At 36.5% G+C, this 477-nt stretch carries 1 protein-coding gene; it reads left to right on the forward strand.

Annotated elements, in window-relative coordinates; genetic code table 11:
• Positions 1–65 precede the first annotated feature (65 nt).
• The coding region (locus AAEZ00_RS20635) for a CHASE sensor domain-containing protein (protein ID WP_351089743.1) at positions 66–477 on the forward strand (412 nt) is incomplete at its 3' end.

The raw sequence follows: 477 nt of genomic DNA on the forward strand, positions 1-477 counted from the left end.
GTGTTAGAGGCATCAGGCTTAAACATCAGTTCACAGGTATTGAAATTAGCACTTGAGGTAAAGCGATGAAAATAATAAATTTTGCATCAATCCGAACAAAGTTGATTTTTTCAATGCTAGCGATCGCTATTATTGTCATTGTTATTATTTCTTCATCATTAATCACTAAACAATATGCCGTGACAAAAGAGAAGGCCGAACAAGGCTTGGCGGTGTTAAGTGATATTGTTGCGAGCAATAGCCTGTCAGCGGTTATTTTTAATGACCCAACATCAGCAGAAAAAACCTTATCTGCACTTATTGCTCAACCAGATATTATGCATGCGGCAATATATAACCCTACTGGGAGTCTATTTGCTACTTATCAGGGCAATAAGGCTTATCAAAGTAGTATTGATCAGCAAACGTTATTAAATATTATTTCTTCCAAGAAAAAACTGACGCAGTTTAATCAAGATGGCGTGCATTCATATACCC

This window comes from Shewanella sp. S1-49-MNA-CIBAN-0167 (assembly GCF_040310145.1).
GTDB lineage: Bacteria > Pseudomonadota > Gammaproteobacteria > Enterobacterales > Shewanellaceae > Shewanella > Shewanella psychromarinicola.